Origin of the sequence: Tenacibaculum sp. MEBiC06402 (genome assembly GCF_049239625.1) — a bacterium.
Lineage (GTDB): Bacteria > Bacteroidota > Bacteroidia > Flavobacteriales > Flavobacteriaceae > Polaribacter.
Genome location: NZ_JBMKKT010000026.1, coordinates 1 through 1,218 on the forward strand (window position 1 = coordinate 1; position 1,218 = coordinate 1,218).

Annotated in this window: 2 protein-coding genes; both read left to right on the forward strand. The window is 31.0% G+C overall.

Going from position 1 to position 1,218, the window contains the following annotated elements; genetic code table 11:
- Positions 1 to 71: 71 nt before the first annotated feature.
- On the forward strand, positions 72 to 563 hold the full coding sequence (locus tag ACOSP6_RS00230; protein ID WP_422092885.1) for a hypothetical protein: 492 nt from the start codon (positions 72 to 74) through the stop codon (positions 561 to 563).
- A 163-nt stretch (positions 564 to 726) separates the two neighbouring features.
- Positions 727 to 1,152: a hypothetical protein gene (locus ACOSP6_RS00235; protein WP_422095666.1), complete on the forward strand. Its 426-nt coding sequence runs from the start codon at positions 727 to 729 to the stop codon at positions 1,150 to 1,152.
- The last annotated feature ends 66 nt before the right edge of the window (positions 1,153 to 1,218 follow it).

The window sequence follows — 1,218 nt, forward strand, 5'->3', positions numbered from 1 at the left end:
ATGAAAAATGAATGAAAAATTGCTACTAAAATTATCGCAACTTTTCATACACAAATACGTTGCCCACAATTATGAGAAAAATTCTGCTCACAATAATATTGGCTTTTCAAATTGGAATTTTGGTTGCTCAAAAAACTCAATCAGAATTAATAATTGGAACGTGGCGTTTTGAAAAAGAATGTGATTTAAGAATGTACAAGGAAAAGTCTGAATTTGAAGATGTAGCTGTTGACCCAATAGAAACTGAAAATGGAACTGGTTATGCCGACAGGACTTTTAAAGAAAATGGTGAATTTAAATTCTATTACAATTCAAATCATACAGATATCGGAACATACCGAATTGAAAATGACAAACTGATTATAGAGCGACGTTTATCCAAACAAAAAGCGGAAAGTCGAAAAGAAGCGGTTGAATGGTATTTAAAACGGAATTTAATGGAAAAGAAAAAAGACGGATTTTATTATTTTAAACCACTTGAATTGGATTTAAAATCAGTCTTTGAAAATAGAATTGAATTTGGAACTGAAAAACTTTATACGATATGGAAAAGAATAAAATAACTGTGGGCAACAATGCATAACCGCAATTACGGCGGATTCGACTTCGTCCGAATCCACTCAGTAATTACTAACGCTAGTTATTAAACAAAATACGTAACTTTAATCCCGTAACAACAGTTATACAAATACGTTGGCAGCAATATGTTATTTCGAATTATGAAAAATGAAAGCTAAAGTTTTAATCTTAATTGTCTCCTTAGTATTCTCTTCCTGTTCTAATAGATTTGAAAAGGAAAAATACCCGAAAGATTTTTTTAACATAATTCAAGAGGGAATCTTAATAGAGAAATCTTATATTTTTTGCTCTGTAGTTCCAAAAGAAGTGAAATATTCGTACCGTGACGGAGCTTGGATATTCAGAACTGCACAAAACAAAAAAATTGCTCAGGGAAATTACAATAAAGAAATAGTTACGATTGACAATTATGGCGGATGTTCTTACTCTTATATAAAAAATACAGTTAATATTAAGGAATGGAAATTCTGGAACGATAAAGGTCAAAGAATTGAGCCAACCGAAAGATTAATTTCTATGATTAAGTCTGGAATATTTAATCATAATAAAGCAGCCAACAAGGTGTATAATTAATTGCGGCTGAATTTCCTCAGCGGAAATTCAATCTTATTAATTATCTTTCCACATCAACGGAAAACG

What these genes read in the sequence shown, in the direction of transcription:
- ACOSP6_RS00235 (WP_422095666.1), top strand. Translation starts at nt 727, where the DNA reads ATGAAAGCTAAAGTTTTAATCTTAATTGTCTCCTTAGTATTCTCTTCC.
- ACOSP6_RS00230 (WP_422092885.1), top strand. Translation starts at nt 72, where the DNA reads ATGAGAAAAATTCTGCTCACAATAATATTGGCTTTTCAAATTGGAATT.